The organism is Sphingobium lignivorans, from assembly GCF_014203955.1.
In the GTDB taxonomy this organism is placed as follows: Bacteria; Pseudomonadota; Alphaproteobacteria; order Sphingomonadales; family Sphingomonadaceae; genus Sphingobium; species Sphingobium lignivorans.
Window position 1 is genome coordinate 1,063,295 of record NZ_JACHKA010000001.1, and the last position, 17,491, is coordinate 1,080,785.

General features: G+C 64.8%; 17 protein-coding genes and 2 pseudogenes. 7 read left to right on the forward strand and 12 right to left on the reverse strand.

Features of this window, described 5'->3' with window-relative positions; genetic code table 11:
- Positions 1 to 6: 6 nt before the first annotated feature.
- The 4 genes from treZ to HNP60_RS04960 form a co-directional block, all read right to left on the reverse strand.
- Positions 7 to 1,743, reverse strand: coding sequence for a malto-oligosyltrehalose trehalohydrolase (gene treZ / locus HNP60_RS04945; protein ID WP_184150908.1), 1,737 nt, complete (start codon positions 1,741 to 1,743; stop codon positions 7 to 9).
- Positions 1,740 to 3,851, reverse strand: a complete 2,112-nt coding sequence (gene glgX / locus HNP60_RS04950) for a glycogen debranching protein GlgX (protein ID WP_184150910.1) — start codon at positions 3,849 to 3,851, stop codon at positions 1,740 to 1,742. The genes treZ and glgX overlap by 4 nt, the downstream gene beginning before the upstream one ends.
- A gap of 38 nt (positions 3,852 to 3,889) precedes the next feature.
- Positions 3,890 to 5,173 (reverse strand): glucose-1-phosphate adenylyltransferase family protein, encoded by a 1,284-nt coding sequence (locus HNP60_RS04955; RefSeq protein WP_184150913.1) that lies wholly within the window; start codon positions 5,171 to 5,173, stop codon positions 3,890 to 3,892.
- 203 nt (positions 5,174 to 5,376) lie between these two features.
- A complete protein-coding gene (locus HNP60_RS04960; RefSeq protein WP_184150915.1) occupies positions 5,377 to 5,961 on the reverse strand; it encodes a DUF4142 domain-containing protein in 585 nt (194 codons plus the stop codon).
- 200 nt (positions 5,962 to 6,161) lie between these two features.
- On the opposite strand from HNP60_RS04960, the gene HNP60_RS04965 reads away from it, so the two are divergent.
- The 3 genes from HNP60_RS04965 (at position 6,162) to HNP60_RS04975 (ending at position 8,885) form a co-directional block, all read left to right on the forward strand.
- Positions 6,162 to 6,419: a GlsB/YeaQ/YmgE family stress response membrane protein gene (locus tag HNP60_RS04965; protein ID WP_184050270.1), complete on the forward strand. Its 258-nt coding sequence runs from the start codon at positions 6,162 to 6,164 to the stop codon at positions 6,417 to 6,419.
- Between the two features lie 170 nt (positions 6,420 to 6,589).
- Positions 6,590 to 8,140, forward strand: coding sequence for a PAS domain S-box protein (locus HNP60_RS04970; RefSeq protein WP_184150918.1), 1,551 nt, complete (start codon positions 6,590 to 6,592; stop codon positions 8,138 to 8,140).
- Between the two features lie 118 nt (positions 8,141 to 8,258).
- Positions 8,259 to 8,885: a Crp/Fnr family transcriptional regulator gene (locus tag HNP60_RS04975; protein WP_184050266.1), complete on the forward strand. Its 627-nt coding sequence runs from the start codon at positions 8,259 to 8,261 to the stop codon at positions 8,883 to 8,885.
- 36 nt (positions 8,886 to 8,921) lie between these two features.
- On the opposite strand, the gene HNP60_RS04980 is transcribed toward HNP60_RS04975, so the two are convergent.
- The 3 genes from HNP60_RS04980 to ybaK all read right to left on the reverse strand — a co-directional run bounded on the left by HNP60_RS04980 (position 8,922) and on the right by ybaK (position 10,616).
- Positions 8,922 to 9,653, reverse strand: coding sequence for a helix-turn-helix domain-containing protein (locus HNP60_RS04980; RefSeq protein WP_184150921.1), 732 nt, complete (start codon positions 9,651 to 9,653; stop codon positions 8,922 to 8,924).
- Positions 9,654 to 9,816: 163 nt separating this feature from the next.
- Positions 9,817 to 10,029, reverse strand: a complete 213-nt coding sequence (locus HNP60_RS04985; protein WP_014075374.1) for a hypothetical protein — start codon at positions 10,027 to 10,029, stop codon at positions 9,817 to 9,819.
- Positions 10,030 to 10,142: 113 nt separating this feature from the next.
- Positions 10,143 to 10,616 (reverse strand): Cys-tRNA(Pro) deacylase, encoded by a 474-nt coding sequence (gene ybaK, locus HNP60_RS04990; RefSeq protein ID WP_184150936.1) that lies wholly within the window; start codon positions 10,614 to 10,616, stop codon positions 10,143 to 10,145.
- A gap of 172 nt (positions 10,617 to 10,788) precedes the next feature.
- On the opposite strand from ybaK, the gene HNP60_RS04995 reads away from it, so the two are divergent.
- The 4 genes from HNP60_RS04995 (at position 10,789) to glmS (ending at position 14,711) form a co-directional block, all read left to right on the forward strand.
- On the forward strand, positions 10,789 to 12,108 hold the full coding sequence (locus HNP60_RS04995) for an HD-GYP domain-containing protein (RefSeq protein WP_260394662.1): 1,320 nt from the start codon (positions 10,789 to 10,791) through the stop codon (positions 12,106 to 12,108).
- A gap of 145 nt (positions 12,109 to 12,253) precedes the next feature.
- Positions 12,254 to 12,502 (forward strand): ribbon-helix-helix protein, CopG family, encoded by a 249-nt coding sequence (locus tag HNP60_RS05000; RefSeq protein WP_184050256.1) that lies wholly within the window; start codon positions 12,254 to 12,256, stop codon positions 12,500 to 12,502.
- Positions 12,499 to 12,867, forward strand: a complete 369-nt coding sequence (locus tag HNP60_RS05005) for a type II toxin-antitoxin system VapC family toxin (RefSeq protein WP_014075378.1) — start codon at positions 12,499 to 12,501, stop codon at positions 12,865 to 12,867. Before HNP60_RS05000 ends, HNP60_RS05005 begins: the two co-directional genes overlap by 4 nt.
- 20 nt (positions 12,868 to 12,887) lie before the next feature.
- Positions 12,888 to 14,711: a glutamine--fructose-6-phosphate transaminase (isomerizing) gene (gene glmS / locus HNP60_RS05010; protein ID WP_184150942.1), complete on the forward strand. Its 1,824-nt coding sequence runs from the start codon at positions 12,888 to 12,890 to the stop codon at positions 14,709 to 14,711.
- On the opposite strand, the gene HNP60_RS20170 is transcribed toward glmS, so the two are convergent.
- The 5 genes and pseudogenes from HNP60_RS20170 to HNP60_RS20285 all read right to left on the reverse strand — a co-directional run.
- Positions 14,653 to 14,841, reverse strand: a complete 189-nt coding sequence (locus HNP60_RS20170) for a hypothetical protein (RefSeq protein ID WP_338056753.1) — start codon at positions 14,839 to 14,841, stop codon at positions 14,653 to 14,655. The genes glmS and HNP60_RS20170 overlap by 59 nt on opposite strands.
- Positions 14,842 to 14,916: 75 nt before the next feature.
- Positions 14,917 to 15,628, reverse strand: a pseudogene (locus HNP60_RS05020) (IS630 family transposase); the annotation flags it as partial.
- Between the two features lie 62 nt (positions 15,629 to 15,690).
- Positions 15,691 to 16,838 (reverse strand): IS3 family transposase gene (locus HNP60_RS05025; RefSeq protein ID WP_184150945.1). Its coding sequence is split into 2 segments (ribosomal slippage): positions 15,691 to 16,580 and positions 16,580 to 16,838, totalling 1,149 coding nucleotides; the frame shifts between segments, so codons are not numbered across the junction.
- Entirely contained in the window at positions 16,801 to 17,112 is a 312-nt protein-coding gene (locus tag HNP60_RS20280) for a transposase (RefSeq protein WP_184150948.1), read from the reverse strand. Before HNP60_RS20280 ends, HNP60_RS05025 begins: the two co-directional genes overlap by 38 nt.
- A 90-nt stretch (positions 17,113 to 17,202) precedes the next feature.
- A pseudogene (locus tag HNP60_RS20285) lies at positions 17,203 to 17,466 on the reverse strand (transposase); the annotation flags it as partial.
- Between the last annotated feature and the right edge of the window lie 25 nt (positions 17,467 to 17,491).

The following is a 17,491-nucleotide window of genomic DNA, read 5'->3' on the forward strand; positions in this document are numbered from 1 at the left end:
CGCGTCTCATTCCATTCTGACGGCAGCCGCGATGGAAAAGCGGCTGTCGGGTTGTGCTTCGACGAAGAAGGGATCGAGGGGTGGTTCGATCGCGCCATCGCCGAGGGAGAAGCGCAAAAGCAGGCGCCCCGGCCCGAACGCCCAGGCGACATCGAACCGGGCGCCTTCCCGCGCCATCGTCACGGCGGCGGCGGGGGTGGGGGTAGGGGCGGCGAGCAGCGGCTGGACATGGATTTCGCGCAGCGCGAGCACATCGCGCACGAAGGCCTCGTGGCGCAGCTGCCGCTCGGACTCGGGACGACCGATCTGTGAGCGCAGCGCGGTCTCGGGCGCGTTGGGATCGGGCACGGTGCCGGCGAAGGCACTGAAGCGCTCGAATTCCCGGGCCCGGCCGGACCGCACCGCCTCGGCCAGCTCGCCCTCGAAATCGGTGAAGAAGAGGAAAGGCGCGTCGGTCAGGAACTCGTCGCCCATGAACAGCATCGGCGTGCAGGGGGAAAGGAGCGTCAACGCCGTCACCACTCGCAGCGCGCTCTCATCGCTCACGAGATGATGGAGCCGCTCGCCTTCCGCGCGATTGCCGACCTGGTCATGATTGCCCAGGAAATTGATGAAAGCGCTGCGCGGCAGATCGGACGAAGGTTCGCCTCTCGGCTTTTCGCTCCCGGGTCGCGTCTGGCCCTGTTCGACATAGCCGTCGCGCAACGCCGTCTCGATGTCGGCCAGCGGATCGACGGCGAAAGGCGCGTAATAGCTCTCGCTCTCCCCGGTCAGCAGGCAATGCACGGCATGGTGCCAGTCGTCGTTCCAGGTCCCGTCGAACGGGGCGTCATCGTGAAAATAACGCGTGAGATTGCGCTCGTCCTCGGTCACCAGATGGATGGGCCGACCCCATTCGCGCGCCCGGATCGCGCGGCCGATATCGTCGAGGATGTGGGAGTCGGATTCGTCGTCCATCGCATGGACGGCGTCGAGCCGTAGGCCATCGAGCTGGAATTCCTCGAGCCAGTAGAGCGCGTTCTCGATGAAGAACGCGCGGACGGCGGGCTCCTCATAAGCGATGCCCTGCCCCCAGGGGGACGTGCGCGAGGAATGGAAGAAGCGCGGGCACCAGGCCGCCAGATAATTGCCGGCCGGCCCGAAATGATTGTAGACCACGTCCAGCATGACAGCGAGGCCGAGCCGGTGCGCTGCCTCCACGAAATGCTTGAGATCCTCCGGGCTGCCATAAGCATTGTGCGGCGCATAAGGCAGGACACCGTCATAGCCCCAGCCGCGCTGCCCTTCGAACTGGGCGAGCGGCATCAGCTCGATCACCGTGACGCCAAGCGACTTGAGGCGTGCCAGCCCGTGCCGTGCTGCGTCGAATGTGCCTTCCGGCGTGAAGGTGCCGACGTGTAGCTCGTAGATGACGGCCTGATGCCAGGGCACGCCCTGCCACTCGGCCGTCCATTTGAAGGCCGTCGGATCGACGAGGCGGGACGGGCCATGGACATCGCCTGCCTGCGCGCGCGCGGCGGGATCCGGATAAAGCTGGCCGTCGACCCCGAACAGATAGGTCTGGCCCGCCCGCGCCGCAGTGGTGACGCTGGCCCAGCCATCGTCCTTGCGCATCATGGGCGTCGCCACGCCATCCACTTCGACGGTGATCTCCCGGGCGTCGGGGGCCCACAAGGCGAACCGCCACTGACCATCCGCAGCGGGTTCGGCGCCCCAGGAGCGGGGGAGGGCATGCGTGCTCATGGCTGGGCCGGCGCGAAGACGCAGACGCTGGCCGGCTCGATCGCGACCGTGTCCCCGGGGCAGGGCTCCGGCGCGAAGGCTTCGTCCCGCGCGGTATCGACGACGCGGACCCAGCCCGTGACGCCATTGGGCGTGGGCAAGGTGAAGTCGAGCCCATCCCCGGCATTGAGGACGATGAAGAGCGCGCTGATATTCTCGTTCTCGACGAAGGGCGCCCGTGCGGAATGGTCGACGAACAGGCCAAGGACCCGCAACCCGGCCTGCCCCCAGAGTTCCTCGTCCATCTCCCGGCCGTCCGGCTGATGCCAGGCGATCTCGATCCTGTGCTCCTCCGTGCTTTCGCCCAGCAGGAACATGTCCTGCGAAAGAACGGGGTGGTCGCGGCGGAAAGCGATCATCTTGGCGACGAAGTCGAGGAAGGCGTCATCGCGCCTTGTCCAGTCGATCCAGGCGGTCTCGTTGTCCTGGCAGTAGACGTTGTTGTTGCCGCCCTGCGAATGGCCGATCTCGTCACCGGCCAGCAGCATGGGAACGCCCTGGCTGAGGAACAGCGTCGCGATCATGGCGCGGCGCCGGCGGGCGCGCGCGGCGATGATCGCCTCGTCCTCGGTTTCGCCTTCGGCGCCCATATTGTCCGACACATTGTTGTCGTGCCCGTCCGCCCCGTCCTCGCCATTGGCCTCGTTGTGGCGATCGTTGAACGAGACGGTGTCCATGAGCGTGAAGCCGTCATGGGCGGCGAGGAAGTTGATGGACGAGGTCGCGCCCCGGTCGGAATGATTGAACTGGACGGGGGAACCGAGCAGATTGCCGGCAAGATCACCCACCATCCCTTCATCGCCGCGCCAGAAGCCGCGGACCGTATCGCGGAACTTGTCGTTCCATTCCCGGAAGGGATGGGGGAAGCCGCCCACCTGATAGCCGCCTTCGCCAACGTCCCATGGCTCCGCGATCAGCTTCACGCCGGCAAGGATCGGGTCCTGCCGGATGGCGCCGAAGAATGTGCCTTCCCGGTCGAAGCCGGCGGCCTGGCGCCCCAGCGTGGATGCGAGGTCGAAGCGGAAGCCGTCGACATGCATCACCTGCACCCAGTAGCGCAGGGAATCGAGCACCATGCGCAGCACCATGGGATGGGCCACCGAGAGGGTGTTGCCCGTCCCCGTCTGGTCGAAGGAATAACGCGGGTTCTCGGGGGAGAGGGCATAATAAGCCGCGTTGTCGAGCCCCCGGAAGCACAGCGTCGGGCCGCGCTCCGACCCCTCGGCCGTGTGGTTGTAGACCACATCCATGATGACCTCGATGCCGGCCCGGTGGAAGCGCTTGACCATGTTCTTGAACTGGCGGATCGCCGAAGGCGCGCCGTCGCGCTGCTGGAGGAAGCGCGGCTCCGGCGCGAAATAGCCAAGCGTCTGGTAGCCCCAGTAATTTGACAGGCCCCGGTCGACGAGCGCGCGATCATCGAGGAAGAACTGGCAGGGCAGCAGCTCGATCGCGGTCACGCCGAGTTTGCGCAGATGGTCGAGGATGGGGTCGCTGACCATGCCGGCATAGGTGCCGCGCAGTTCCTCGGGAACATCCGGGTGGACCATGGTGAGCCCCCGTACATGCGCTTCATAGATGACGGATTCGGTCCAAGGACGGCGGATCGCCTTGTCATCCTCCCAGTCGAAGTCCGGGTCCTGCACGACGCTCTTGACCATGAAGGCCGCTGAATCGCGCTCATCGAACGTGAGATCGTCGCCGCTTTGCAGATCATAGCCCCAGAGCGCATCGTCCCAGCGGATCTGGCCGGCGACTTGACGGGCATAGGGATCGAGCAGCAGCTTGTTGGGATTGAACCGGTGGCCTTCCTCCGGGGCATAAGCGCCATGGGCGCGATAGCCATAGAGCTGCCCGGGCCGGACGCCGGGCAGATAGCCCGACAGGATCGAGCCCTCGCGATGCGGCAATTCCAGCCGCTGGAGTTCTTCCGAGCCGTCCGGGGAGAACAGGCAGAGTTCGATGGCTTCCGCATTCTCGGAGAAGACGGCGAAATGTGTGCCTTCGCCCGTGAATTCGGCCCCCAGCTCGTGATGCAGTCTGTCGGGCTTCGCGAAGGCAAAAGTCATTGGTCCTCCTGAAATTTGAAGTCTTTCTCTCTCTCTTCTCATCGGCGGCCGTTCGCGAGCAGCCGGAGGGCCGGGGCCTCGGTCCGGCTGCGATCGGTGGATGCAAGCAGGGGCCGGGCATGCAGGGCAGAGCCGTCCAGCCGCGCAAGATTGGCCAGAGCGCGTGCCGAGAGGACGTGAATGCCGCCCTCGGAAATGGTGCACCATCGGCCGGGTGCACGCAGGGCGCGGTCCAGTTCGAACCCGTCGGGGAGGACCGCGTCCTGCGTCACGATCGCATCATGGATCGTGACGTTCCGGCCGATCCTCGCGCCCGGCAGCACGACGACATTATCGAGGCGCGAGCCTGCGCCAATGAGCGCGCCGTGCGCGATGGAAGACCCCGTCCAGCTGAACACCGAAATGCTGTCGCGCGCGTGAATCCGGGAGGGATCGAGAACCGGCGTGGCAGCGACGTCGAGCGGAACGGGCCAGCTCGGATCGAGCGGCAGGGTCCCGGCCGCCATTTCGCTATGGACGCGATGATAGGCATCGATCGTGCCGAGGTCGCGCCACAGGGGCGCGGCGTCTCCGCGACCGGGCAGCGTATAGGCATGCGCAAGCCGGCCTTCCACCATTTGGGGGAGCACATGCTTGCCGAAATCCAGCTCTTCATGGAGCGGCGCCAGCCGGTCCAGCAGGCTTTTCAGCCGCGACCAGCTGAACACGTAAATGCCCATCGAGGCCAGCGCGAAGCCGGGCCGGTCCGCAGATGACCTGGCGGCGGCGGGCTTCTCGAAGAAATCGACGATGCGGCCATCGTCATCCACCTGCATGATGCCGAACTCGCGGGCGGTTCCCACAGGCACATGCGCCGCGCCCACCGTCACGCCGGCGCCGCTCCTGCGGTGCGCGTCCATGAAGGGGCGGTAATCCATCTGGTACAGATGATCGCCGGCCAGGATGACCACGAGATCGGGCGCCTTGGCGTCGATAGCCGCCCGCACCTTGCCGACCGCGTCGGCGGTGCCGTTGAAGCCGCCGAAATCGCTTCCGTCCAGCAGTTCGATCCCCAGCGGGCCACCACGATGCCGGCTCTGCCAGCTCGCTTCGATATGGCTGCGCAGCGTTTCCGGGGCATATTGCGTCAGGACCATGGCCTGCGCGATGGCCGAGTTCGAGACGTTGGCGAGCGTGAAGTCGATCAGACGGCAGGACGGGCCGACCGGCAACGCGGGCTTGGCCTGCGCATCCGTGAGGTCGTAAAGCCTGGATCCCCTGCCACCGGCAAGAACGATGGCCAGATCGCGCGAACGGACGGCCGGAGCAGTTGCTTGGTTCATTCTGACCCTGTGCGGACGGTGTTGACGGGGAGATGTTGACAACAGCCACAACTCGCACCCGCGATCGCCGTTCCCGCACTTGCGCTATGTTATCATCTGCCGTCCTTTCCCTGTCATCGCCGGTCTCGTCCGCCCGAAAGGAAATGGCCCGCCATCAAGGGAAGGGCGGGCCATCCAGGCAGGAAAATAGACGCTGCGGCGGCTTAATCCCGGTCGAGACGCCGGGCGTGCGCCAGATGCTGTTCGATCACCGGCACCAGCTCGCCAGCCGCTGCCTTCAGAGGCGTCACGGTCCCGTCCGTCGCATATTTTCTCATGAGCGCCAGTGCATCCTCATGCGCATCGACCTGGCCGTCGATATACTCCTCGTCGAACTTCGCGCCCTTGAGAGCCTTGAGTTCGTTGAGGTCTTCTTCCTGATCGCGGCTGAGCGTGGCATCCGGCGTGATCTGCGGCTGGGAGGCGCCGGCCGCTTCCTTGATCCTGGCGGTCGACTGCGTATGCGCCTCGATCATCTTTTGGGCGAACTCCTTGACCTCGGCGGATTGGGCGTTTGTGGCCGCGAGCTTTGCCGCCGCGATCTCGAAAGCGTCGCTGCGAGCGGCGGTGTTGGCGAATTCCTGTCCCGAGGGGGTGGGCGTCAGGCTTTGGGTCACGTTGTCGATGGTGTTGGTGGCGGCGTTCTCGGCCCTGTCCACCGTACCTTCGACATCCTGCTCGACATTGGAGTTGCACGCCGCGACGGCGAGAAGGGGCAATGCGAGAAGGGCTGTCCTCATAGCGATCATGATGATCTCTCCCAGGCTGCTTGTGGCGAATGAAACGTGGCGGGCTTTGCGAGGTTCCCCCGCCGCGCTTCGCCGTCACGCCGTGGCCTCGCCGGCGATCGCCCGCGGACCCGCCCGCAGAAGGGTGGGGCGAAACCAATGTTCGCCAGCGCCGTTCCCAAGAAGCCGGCCCTTTGCCGGCGGGACAACGGAGGTTGCTCATGGGACTGATTCTTTGGTTGATCGTCGGCGGCATCATCGGCTGGCTGGCGAGCATCGTCATGCGGACGGACGCTCAGCAGGGCATTTTCCTCAACATCATCGTCGGTATCGTCGGTGCATTTCTTGGCGGACTGATCTTCTCCGGCGGATCGATCAACAATGCGCCGCTCACGCTCACCAGCTTCCTGGTGTCGCTGGTCGGTGCGATCGTGCTGCTCGCGATCGTCAATCTGGTTCGGCGTGGCCGGGTTCGCTGAGCGAACGATAAATGATGGAGAAGAGCGTGCGGGGGATCGCCGCTGGCGGGAGACCGAAGGTGCTAACCCGCGTTAATATCACGCCTCTCGCGCTTTGCGGCAGAACGCCCTATGCTAACTGCCCGTACCGGGCGGAAAACAGGCCAGGGCGCCTGTCGTGAGGTGAATTGATGGGAACAAGGCAGGAGACGGTGCAGTCGCACCGGACGGCAGAAGGACTGCCGCAGGACGCTGGCGTCCTGAGCCTGCTCTACCGCTATACGGACCAGCTCTACCGGGCGAAGACGCTGGACGCGATCTATGACGCCGCCCTCTCCGCCATCTGCGACGGGCTGGAGACGGACCGCGCATCCATTCTCCGGTTCAACGACGAGGGCGTCATGCGCTTCGTCGCCAGCCGGGGGCTTTCGCAAGGCTATCGGCAGGCCGTGGATGGCCATTCCCCGTGGGAAGCGGGGGCGCGCAATGCCGAGATCATCAGCATCGAAGATATCGCGCAGTCCGGGGAATCGCCCGAGATCATTGCCGCCATCCGCAAGGAAGACATCCGGGCCCTGTGCTTCATCCCGCTGGCGCCCGACAACCGGGTGATCGGCAAGTTCATGGTCTATTACCGGGATGCGCGGACGCTCGGCCGGGACAAGTGCGAACTGGCGCTCACCATTGCCCGCCAGCTCGGGTTCGCGTTACAGAAACACGAGGCGGATCATGCCGCACGCCACCTCGCGGCGCTCGTCGACGGCTCGAACGACGCCATCATCTCCAAGACGCTCGACGGCATCATCACCAGCTGGAACGCCGGCGCGACGGGCCTCTTCGGCTACACCGCGCGCGAAGCGATCGGCAAGCCGATCCTCATGCTCATCCCGGAGGACCGCAGGACCGAGGAAGACGAGATCCTCGCGGCGATACGCGCGGGAAAGCGAGTCAGCTCCTATGAAACCGTGCGGCGCCGCAAGGACGGGCAGCTCCTCGATCTTTCCCTGACCATCTCGCCGGTGAAGGACAATGACGGGCGGATCGTGGGTGCGTCCAAGATCGCGCGCGACATTTCCGAGCGGCGACGCCATGCCGAGGCGCAGGCGCTGCTGCTCGCGGAGATGAACCATCGGGTCAAGAATGCCTATGCGCTCACCAGCAGCCTTCTCCTGCTGAGCGCACGCACGACCAAGGATGCCGATACGCTGGCGAAAATGGTCGCGGATCGCCTCGCCGCCCTCGCTCGCGCCCATAGCCTCACGCTTCCGTCCGCGGCATCCGGGGAAGGGGATAAACGCCCTGATTCGCTTCGGTCCGTCCTTGCCGCCACGCTCGCGCCGTTCGAGGGAAGCACCGATGCGGGCGCCCCGCGCCTCGTGATCTCAGGCGATGACGCGCCGGTCCCGGACAGGCTGGTGACGTCGCTTGCCCTGCTGTTCCATGAGCTGGCGACGAACGCCACGAAATATGGAAGCCTGTCCGTTCCGGGTGGCCGGGTGGAGCTTTCCGTCCGGGGCAGCGAACAGGAGACGGAGATCAGCTGGCTGGAACTGGGCGGTCCGGCCACTTCGATGCCAGCGGAAAAGGGGTTCGGCAGCCGACTCCTCGACCTTGCGGCGCGTGAACTCGGCGCGATCGAACGGCGCTGGGAAGCGGACGGACTGCACGTGATCCTGCGGATGGCCCGAACAGCAGACCCGAACCCGGGCGCTGTCGTCACCGATTCTCCAGTCGCTCCCTGACAAAGCGGCGGGCCTGCGCCACGCCTCGACCCGGAAATGCAGACAATCTAACATATGTGAATTCAACGGCAGTCGAATCAGCTAATCTCATGTTTCGGGGCGAAACAGGAATTTGTTGATGGGCAATCTTGCCATTATCGCCGACGATCATATTCAGTTCAGACCCCACCAATATCTTGCTCGCGAGGCCGACCGGCCGGAGTTCGTCTACAGGATTGAGGAGGGATGGGCGTGCCGTTTCCGTCTGTTGAATGACGGCCGACGGCAGATTACTGCGCTCTTCCTGCCGGGTGACTATTGCGAGCCGCAATGGGTCCTGGGGCATCGCCCTGCCCAGCCGATCGTGGCGCTCACCAATGTGCGCGCCTCGTGCATCCCCTGCGCGTCGATCGGCAATCGTCCGTTCGATCAGCAGCGTCGTCTCTGGAGCGCGCTGGCGCATGCGCTCGACCGGCAGTCCGACTGGCTGGTGACGCTGGGGCGCCGCACGGCGCTGGAGCGCATCGCGCATCTTCTGTGCGAGATATTCGAGCGGCTCAGTCGCAGCGGTCTCACTTATGGCCAGCAATGCGCCATGCCGCTGACGCAGATGGACATGGCCGATCTCACGGGCCTGACCCCGGTTCATGTCAATCGCACCCTTCAGTCCATGCGGTCGGCCGCGCTGATCGAATTGCAGTCCCGCTGGCTGCGCATCCCGGATCTCTCGGCGCTGCGCCAGGCTGCGTGCCTCGCACCGGCCTAGCGCCGGAAGCCGATCAGCCCGGCCTCCTTGCTGTGCTTAGCGGGGCCGCCGTTCGGGATGGAGATAGGCCGGATCGAACTCGGCGAGTGCGCGGAGCGCACCAAGGTCGCGGATCGTCACTTCCCGCTTGCGGAATTCGACGGCGCCGCTGTCCCGCAATTCCTGCAGGACCCGATTGACGTGCACGCTGGTGAGCCCGAGGCAATCGGCAAGATCGGCCTGGGTCAGCGGCAGGGGGAAGGGCGTTTCCGGCGGGGCGTGGCCGACCAGAGTCAGCCGGAAATGCAGCTCGCAGAACAGATGGGCGAGGCGCTCGATTGCCGGACGCCGTCCGAGCGAGAGAACCCATTCCCGATGGATGGCCGCGTCCAGATTGGTCGTGAACCAGAGCAGGCGCGTGAGATGGGGATGGGTTTCGGTAATCCGGAGCAGTCGCTCATGGGGGACGATGCCGATCCGGCAAGGCGTCAGAGTCGTGACGCTGTCCGACAGCTTCTTGAGCGTGAACCCATGCAGGTCCACGAAATCGCCGGGGATGTGAATTTCCGTAATCTGCCTGCGGCCTTCGCTCAGATCCTTGTGACGGCACATGAAGCCCTGGAGCAGGACGATCGCGTGACTGAGCTCCTCTCCTTCCCGGATGGTGGCATGTCCGGCGCGGACGGAGCGGATGTCGCTGATCGCCCAGCGCAGCATCGCTTCCTCGTCCGCACTCATATCGTCGTGCGTCCGCAGGCGCTCCAGAAGAGGGGCGATGGCAGCAGTCACGGCACCCAGTCCAATGCTGACGCCAGAATATCTCAAGACAGGCCTTTCGCAAGGCAATGGTGCGGACCGTCAGCCGTGCCGGTCCGCGCCCGGGCCGAACAGCATGCCATGGCCCGGCTCGCCAGCCATATCAGGGGCGGCCGGGAACAGGAGGAAAGAAGCGTCATGCGTCGGGTTCGCCGATCTCGTCTTCCTCGTCGGTGGCCAGAGCGTCTGCCTCGTCGTGATCGAGATGCCGCTCGATTTCCTCGGAGATCAGCTCGAGCTGATCGTAGCTCATGGCGAATTCGTGCGTGTCGCCGTCCTCGTCGTCAAACTGGAGCAGATAACCTTCCGTGGATCGGGCAATGGTGAAGGTGTCGAGCAACTTGGCCATATCGCATCTCCCTTGGTCTCCGCCCCAAACGCCAGATGACGCGAAATGTTTCTTCCAAATGATGCTGCGCGGCCAATGACAGAGGCGCCGCGCCGCGCCGGGCCGAGGCCCGCTCAGGCGATGATCGGGGCGATCCTCGCGCGGAGCAGGGCTGCCGCATCGCCCGGCGCCAGCCGCACCTGCAGGCCCCGCTGGCCGCCGTTGATGTAGACGAGGGGCTCGGCCATCGCGCTTTCCTCGATCACCGTGGGCACCACGCGCATCTGGCCGAACGGACTGATCCCGCCCACCTTGTATCCGGCGATGCGCTCGGCGTCGGCCGGGCTCATCATCTGCGCGGACTTGGCGCCCAGCGCGGCTGCCAGCTTCTTCATCGACGCCTCGCGATCGGAAGGCAGGATGAGGCAGGCCGGTTTTCCATCAGCCATCGCCATCAATGTCTTGAGAACGCGGCAGGGATCCTCACCCAGCGCCTGCGCGGCCTGGATACCGATGCGATCGGCCGACGGATCATAATCATAACTGTGGATCGTGAAGGGGATACCCGCCTTCTCCAGCGCCCGTGTGGCGCGCGTGGCTTTCGACATGGCTGCGCTCCGGATGCTCGACGTCCCGCCGCATAGCCCGGCGATCGCGCCAAGTGAAGGCGCTGCCCCGGCCTCCTGCGCTATGAGCAACATATTGGCAACCATTGCCCTTATCCTTTCAGTATAGAGTGGACTGGCACAATCACCGCCGGACGGGGGCAAGGGGCGGTTGATGTTGAAGCGAATAGACGTGACTGAAGTTCAGCTCGGCATGTTCATCCACAAGCTGGAAGGAAGTTGGCTCAAGCACCCGTTCTGGCGGACGAAATTTCTCCTCGATGATGAGCAGGTCCTGGCCGATCTTCGTGCCAGCGAGGTCGAGGGCGTGCTCATCGATATCGAGAAGGGCGCGGACGTCGGTGGCGCCCCGCCGCCAGCCGCCGGGCGCCGACGCCCGCTGGTCCCTGCATCCTCGTCGGCGGACCATGTGGCGGAGCGGGTGAGGCTGGAGCGGATGCAGGCGAGCCAGCAGGCCTTTCGCGCGGCATCGAACGTCATTCCCTTCGACCTGCGCTCGGCCACCGCGCTCAGCGTGGCGCGCGAGGTCGGCCATGCCCGCGCCGTGGTGGCGAAGGCCAGCCGCATCCTCTCCGGCGTGTTCGAGCAGGCGCGGCTCGGCAAGGCCCTGTCCAAAGCGCAGGTGGAACCGGTGATCGAGGATCTGTTCGCCTCGATCCAGCGCAATCCGCATGCCTTCAATGGCCTCATGCGCATCCGCCGCGAGAACAGCACGCTCTATTCCCACGGCCTTGCCGTCAGCGCGCTGATGATCGCGCTGGGCCGGCAGATGGGGCTCGACGAGCAGCGCGTGAAGGATGCCGGCATGGCGGGCCTGCTCATGGACGTCGGCATGGGGCACCTGCCCATCGATGTCTCGACGATCCTGGACGACCTGAGCAGCGCCCAGCGCAACATCGTGGAGACTCATACCACGCTTGGCTACGAATTCCTCGAGCTTGGCGGGGAATTGCCCGAGGAAGTGACGCGAGTCTGCCTCGAGCATCATGAGCGCTATGACGGCAGCGGGTATCCGCATGGGCTGGTCGGTGAGGAAATCGGCCTGTTCGGCCGCATGGCGGCGATCTGCGACGTCTATGATTCCCTCACATCGGACCGCCCGCATCGCCCGCGCGTCGATCCCAATGCCGCGCTCGGACTGATGCGCGGCATGGAAGGTCAGTTCGATGAAGCGCTGCTCGATCAGTTCATCGAGAGTGTCGGCGTGTATCCGATCGGCTCGGTGGTGCGCCTGACCAACGGGCGGCTGGCGCTCGTGGTGGATCAGAATGCCCAGGACTATACCAGCCCGCGCGTCTGGAGTTTCTATGATGTGGGGTCGCGGCGGGTCATCAAGCCCGAGGATCTCGACCTGCGATTCTGCCGGGGGCGGGTGGAAATCGTCTGCAGCGACGATGCCTCGGACTATGCCATCGAGAATCTGCCGGCTATCCGCGAAATGGTCTTCAACAGCGCCTGCAAGGCTTTGGCCTGACGAACAAATCTGCGGGTAGCGAGAGCCCGCACCGATCTCCCGGATCTTCGACGCAGCCCGTTCTGCTCAGGCGGATTCACGCCAGGCAGGGCCGGCGAGGTCGGGAGCATCTTGCAATCATATCATGATATGATATCGCCATATCATGCGATTCCTGGCCGACATTCCCGATGATGATCTCAAGTGGCTGGATCAGCGCGCCGGCGAGCAGGGCCGGTCCCGCGCCGCCATGCTCCGGGAAGCGGTGAGCGCTTACCGGGCCGAGCAGTCGCAGCAGGGAATCGAGCGTTTCTTCGGCCTCTGGTCGCGCCATGGCTCGGCGGTCGACGGGCTCGACCATGAGCGCCGCATCCGGGGCGGCAGCGACGGCACGCCCGGCGGGAAACGCGCGTGAGCGAATTCTACTTCGACACCAACATCCTGATCGATGCGCTGCATGACCGGCCGCAGGCATGGGCCGAGCTGCGCCGGGCGCGGCGGCCGTGGATCAGCCGGATCAGCTGGATCGAAGTGATGGCCGGCGCCCCGGAAAGCGCGCAGGCGGACACCGAGCGCTTCCTCGACATGTTCGCGGTAGCGGAAGTGGATGAGGAAGTGGGGCGGCGCGCGGCTTCGCTCCGCCAGCAGCGCGGATCGATGAACCTTTCCGCGGCGATCATCCTGGCGTCCGCCCAGCTCAGCGGACGCATCCTCGTGACGCGCAACAGCAAGGATTTCCCCGCCAACATGCCGGGCATCCGGATACCCTACACAATCTGAGACGACGGAAGGCTTGAGCGATGTGCGGAATCATCGGGATCGTAGGAGCGCAGGATGTCGCCGACCGGCTGCTCGACGGGCTGCGGCGCCTTGAATATCGCGGCTATGATTCGGCCGGCATCGCGACCGTCGTCGACGGCACGATCGAGCGGCGGCGCGCGGAAGGCAAGCTCGCCAATCTCGCGCGGGCGCTGGCGGACGATCCGCTGTCCGGCACCACCGGCATCGCGCATACGCGCTGGGCCACCCATGGCGCGCCGACGACCAGCAATGCCCATCCCCATGCCACCGGGGAAGTGGCAGTGGTCCACAACGGCATCATCGAGAATTTCAAGAGCTTGCGGGACGAGCTGATTGCGCGGGGGCGCGTCTTCCACAGCGAGACGGACACGGAAGTCGTCGCGCATCTGCTGAGCGAGCATGTGGAAGCCGGGGCCAGTCCGCAGGAAGCCGTGAAACGCGTGCTGCCGCGCTTGCGCGGCGCCTTCGCGCTCGCCATCCTCTTCCGCGCCCATCCCGAGCTGCTGATCGGCGCGCGCCTGGGCTCGCCGCTGGTCGTGGGCCATGGCGATGGCGAGACCTATCTGGGATCGGACGCGCTGGCGCTGGCGCCGCTGACGCAGCGGATTGCCTATCTGGACGAAGGCGACTGGGTGGTCGTCACGCGCGAGGGCGCGCAGGTGTTCGATCGCGATGACAACCCCGTCGAGCGCCCCGTCACGCTCTCCGGCGTGTCCGGCGCGATGATCGACAAGGGCAATCATCGCCACTTCATGCAGAAGGAGATTTACGAGCAGCCGATCGTCGTCGCGCAGACGCTGCGCAGCTATCTGCGCCGCATCGACGATCAGGTCTCCCTGCCCGTGCCGGATTTCGATCTCTCCGCGATCCGGCGCGTTACTATCGTAGCCTGCGGCACGAGCTTCTATGCGGGCATGGTCGCGAAATACTGGTTCGAGCAGTTCGCGCGCGTACCGGTCGACCTCGATGTCGCGAGCGAGTTCCGCTACCGCGCGCCGGTGATGGAGGATGGCGGCCTTGCGCTGTTCATCAGTCAGTCCGGCGAGACGGCCGATACGCTGGCGGCGCTGCGCCACGCCCGGGCCGAAGGGCAGAAGATCGCCGTGGTGGTCAATGTGCCGACCAGCTCGATGGCGCGCGAGGCGGACCTGCTGCTGCCCACGCATGCGGGGCCGGAAATCGGCGTCGCATCCACCAAGGCCTTCACTTGCCAGCTGGCCGTGCTCGCTGCGCTGGCGGCGAATTTCGCGCGCGCGAAGGGGCGGCTGACCCCGGAGGACGAGAAGGCGATCGTGGGCCATCTGGCGGAAGCGCCGGCCGCGATGAATCAGGCGCTCGCGCAGGACGAGGCGATCCAGGCACTGGCGCCGCTCATCGCGCCCGCGCGCGACGTGCTCTATCTCGGCCGGGGCACGGATTATCCGCTGGCGCTGGAAGGCGCGCTCAAGCTCAAGGAAATCAGCTACATCCATGCCGAGGGCTATGCCGCCGGCGAGATGAAGCATGGCCCCATCGCCCTCATCGACGAGGCCGTGCCGGTGATCGTCATCGCGCCGTCCGGCCCGCTGTTCGAGAAGACCGTTTCCAACATGCAGGAAGTGCAGGCCCGGGGCGGCAAGGTGGTGCTGATCTCGGACGAGGAAGGCATCGAGGCAGCGGGCGAGGGGTGCCTCGCAACGCTTGCCCTGCCGAAGGTCCATCCGCTGATCGCGCCGATGGTCTATGCGGTGCCGGTGCAGTTGCTGGCTTATCATGTGGCGGTGCTCAAAGGCACCGACGTCGACCAGCCCCGCAATCTGGCGAAGAGCGTGACCGTGGAATGAGGCGGGGCGGACGTGAGTAGATGATATTGTGGACCCAGGCCGGGTGGATAATTTTGAGCCAGTATCTGGCGTTCGCTATATGAACCATGCCAAGGAAGCTTTCGGCCAGTTGGTCGTAGCGAGTGGCGATGCCGCGATTGATCTTGAGATGGTCGAACATACACTCGATACGGTTGCGCTGCTTGTAGTCTAGAGTCTGTCCTGTTTAGATTGAAGCATAGCCACTATTCCTGAGGTAGTTGGCGCACTCATGGGGTGGGAAGGCATTGAGCAGTTTGCCTATCCGCTGCCATGTGGCTTCGACGGTGCGCTCGGCGGCTTTTCGCAGTAGCAGCTTGAGCTTGGCGAAGACCTGTTCGATTGGATTGAGGTCAGGGCTGTAGGGCGGCAGGAACAGGAGCTTGGCCCCTGCCGCACGGATTGCCTTGCGCACGGCCTGACCCTTGTGACTGCCGAGGTTATCCATGATGACGATGTCGCCGGGCACGAGGGTGGGCACGAGGAACTGCTCGACATAGGCGAGGAAGAGCTGGCCGTTGATCGGGCCGTCGAGGACGCAGGGCGCATCGATCCGGTCGTGACGAAGCGCCGCCACAAAGGTCAGCGTCTTCCATTTGCCGAACGGCGCCTTGGCGATCAGCTTGTCGCCGCGTTTTGCCCAGCCCCGCAACGGGGTCATGTTGGTCTTGGCCCAGGTCTCGTCGATGAAGACCAGCCTGCGAGGGTCAAGCCGGCCCTGGTACTTCTTCCACTGCGTCCGCCGCCGAGCTACCTGCGGGCGGTCCTGCTCGCTGGCGAACAGGCTTTTTTTTGAAGCTGTGGCCAGCCTTGCGCAGCAGCGACCACACCGTGTTGGGGCTGACTCGGTGACCGCGCCCGGCCAGCTCGACCGCCAGCCCGCGCACCGTCAGATGCGGACATTCCTCAAGACGAAGCAGCTGGCCTGCTGCCGGTTTGGTGGACACCGAGATAGGCTCATTTAGGCTACCCCAGCTTCTCGCTCGAAGTCGATAGGGCTGAGGTAACCCAGGGTCGAGTGACGCCGGGTCGGATTGTAGAAGCACTCGATGTAATCGAACACGTCCGCCTTCGCCTGCGCCCTCGTGCGGTAGACCTTTTTCCCGATCCGCTCGGTCTTGAGCGAGGAGAAGAAGCTTTCCATCGCGGCGTTATCCCAGACGTTGCCGGACCTGCTCATCGAACAGGTGACGCCGTTGTCGGCCATGAGCCGCTGGAACTGCTCGCTGGTATATTGGCTACCCTGGTCCGAGTGATGCAGCAGGGCATCGGGCTTTCCGCGTCGCCAGATCGCCATGATGAGCGCATCGGTAACGAGCTGGGCGGTCATCGTGTCGCTCATCGACCAGCCCACCACCCTGCGCGAGAACAGGTCGATGACGGCGGCCACGTAGAGCCATCCTTCGGCAGTCCAGACGTAGGTAAAATCTGCCACCCACTTCTGGTTGGGCCTGTCGGCCGTGAACTGGCGACCCAGAACGTTGCCGGCGATGACCGAGCGTTCGCCCTGATCCTTGGGCAGTCCACGGCGGCGTGGCCTGGCCCGCAGCCCTTGCGCTCGCATGAGCCGTTCGACCCGATGCAGACCGCAGGAGATGCCTTCGGCGAGCAGGTCGTGCCAGACACGCCGGGCGCCATAGGTGCGATAGCTGCCAACATGGCTGGCCCTGACCCTCGAGCCGATCACCTCGTCGTCGCGGGCACGCTGTGACGGCGCCCGGGTGAGCCAGGCATGGAAGCCGCTCCGCGAGACACCGAGCGCCCCGCACATCCATGCCACCGGCCAGATCCCTCGGTGCTTCGCGATGAAGGCGAACCTCATATCGAGTCCTTCGCGAAGTAGGCGGCGGCTTTTTTTAGAATGTCGCGCTCTGCCTTCAGCTTGGCCACTTCCCGGCGCAGACGGTCGATCTCCAACTGCTCCGGCTTCATCTGACCCTGCCCGGGAAAGGCATGGCCAGGATCAGCGGCCAACTCCTTTACCCATTTGCGCAGCAGGTTCTCGTGCACATCCAGATCGCGGGCCGCCTGCGCAACTGCCACACCGCGCTCACGGACCAACCTTACCGCCTCAAGCTTGAACTCGCGGCTGAACTTCCTTCGTTGCATTGTGGGCCTCCGATAGGTGAAAACACCCTATCTCGGTGTCCACCAAACCGGCAGCAGGCCACAGCATCCATTCCTGCTCCCCCGCCAATACCCGTTGCTTGTGGCCTCCCATCGGACGTGAACCGGCGTTGCCCGTATCACGCAGACGCTGCGACCACTTCACTGCGCTCGCCACGCTCACACCGAACGCACCAGCAACCTCGCGAACCGAGCGGCCCGACAAAACTGCCGCTGCAACCCGATCTCGCAAATCGTCAGAATAGGCTCGTGCCATCGCTGCTGGCCTCCTCCCCAGCAAGCAGCTTGAATCACAACAAAGCCACCTTGGGAATCCCCAAACGATTCAATCTAATCAGGACAGACTCTAGAGTGCCCGGTTGTGTTCGATCTTCACACGGCGGCTTGATTTGCCGGGGATGACGGCCTCGATTTTTCGCTCGGCGAGGTCGGCACGGATAGCATCAGCATCGTAGCCCTTGTCGGCAAGCAGGACGTCGGGCGTTCGCTCACGCAGACCTATAAGCGCGCCATACGCCTTGCAGTCTGCGGCTCCCCCGACCGTCAGTTGAAAGGCAAGCGGTGGTCCGAGAGCGTCAGCCAGGCAGTGAAGCTTACTGGTGAACCCGCCCCGGAAGCGGCCAAGAGCGCCTCGA

Excerpts from the sequence above, each read along its gene's own strand:
- HNP60_RS04955 (WP_184150913.1), bottom strand. The coding sequence starts at position 5,173 with ATGAACCAAGCAACTGCTCCGGCCGTCCGTTCGCGCGATCTGGCCATC.
- HNP60_RS05000 (WP_184050256.1), top strand. The coding sequence starts at position 12,254 with ATGCGATTCCTGGCCGACATTCCCGATGATGATCTCAAGTGGCTGGAT.
- treZ (WP_184150908.1), bottom strand. The coding sequence starts at position 1,743 with ATGAGCACGCATGCCCTCCCCCGCTCCTGGGGCGCCGAACCCGCTGCG.
- HNP60_RS04995 (WP_260394662.1), top strand. The coding sequence starts at position 10,789 with ATGTTGAAGCGAATAGACGTGACTGAAGTTCAGCTCGGCATGTTCATC.
- HNP60_RS04960 (WP_184150915.1), bottom strand. The coding sequence starts at position 5,961 with ATGATCGCTATGAGGACAGCCCTTCTCGCATTGCCCCTTCTCGCCGTC.
- HNP60_RS04970 (WP_184150918.1), top strand. The coding sequence starts at position 6,590 with ATGGGAACAAGGCAGGAGACGGTGCAGTCGCACCGGACGGCAGAAGGA.
- ybaK (WP_184150936.1), bottom strand. The coding sequence starts at position 10,616 with ATGTCGAAAGCCACGCGCGCCACACGGGCGCTGGAGAAGGCGGGTATC.
- HNP60_RS04975 (WP_184050266.1), top strand. The coding sequence starts at position 8,259 with ATGGGCAATCTTGCCATTATCGCCGACGATCATATTCAGTTCAGACCC.
- HNP60_RS04965 (WP_184050270.1), top strand. The coding sequence starts at position 6,162 with ATGGGACTGATTCTTTGGTTGATCGTCGGCGGCATCATCGGCTGGCTG.
- HNP60_RS20280 (WP_184150948.1), bottom strand. The coding sequence starts at position 17,112 with ATGGCACGAGCCTATTCTGACGATTTGCGAGATCGGGTTGCAGCGGCA.
- glmS (WP_184150942.1), top strand. The coding sequence starts at position 12,888 with ATGTGCGGAATCATCGGGATCGTAGGAGCGCAGGATGTCGCCGACCGG.
- HNP60_RS04985 (WP_014075374.1), bottom strand. The coding sequence starts at position 10,029 with ATGGCCAAGTTGCTCGACACCTTCACCATTGCCCGATCCACGGAAGGT.
- glgX (WP_184150910.1), bottom strand. The coding sequence starts at position 3,851 with ATGACTTTTGCCTTCGCGAAGCCCGACAGACTGCATCACGAGCTGGGG.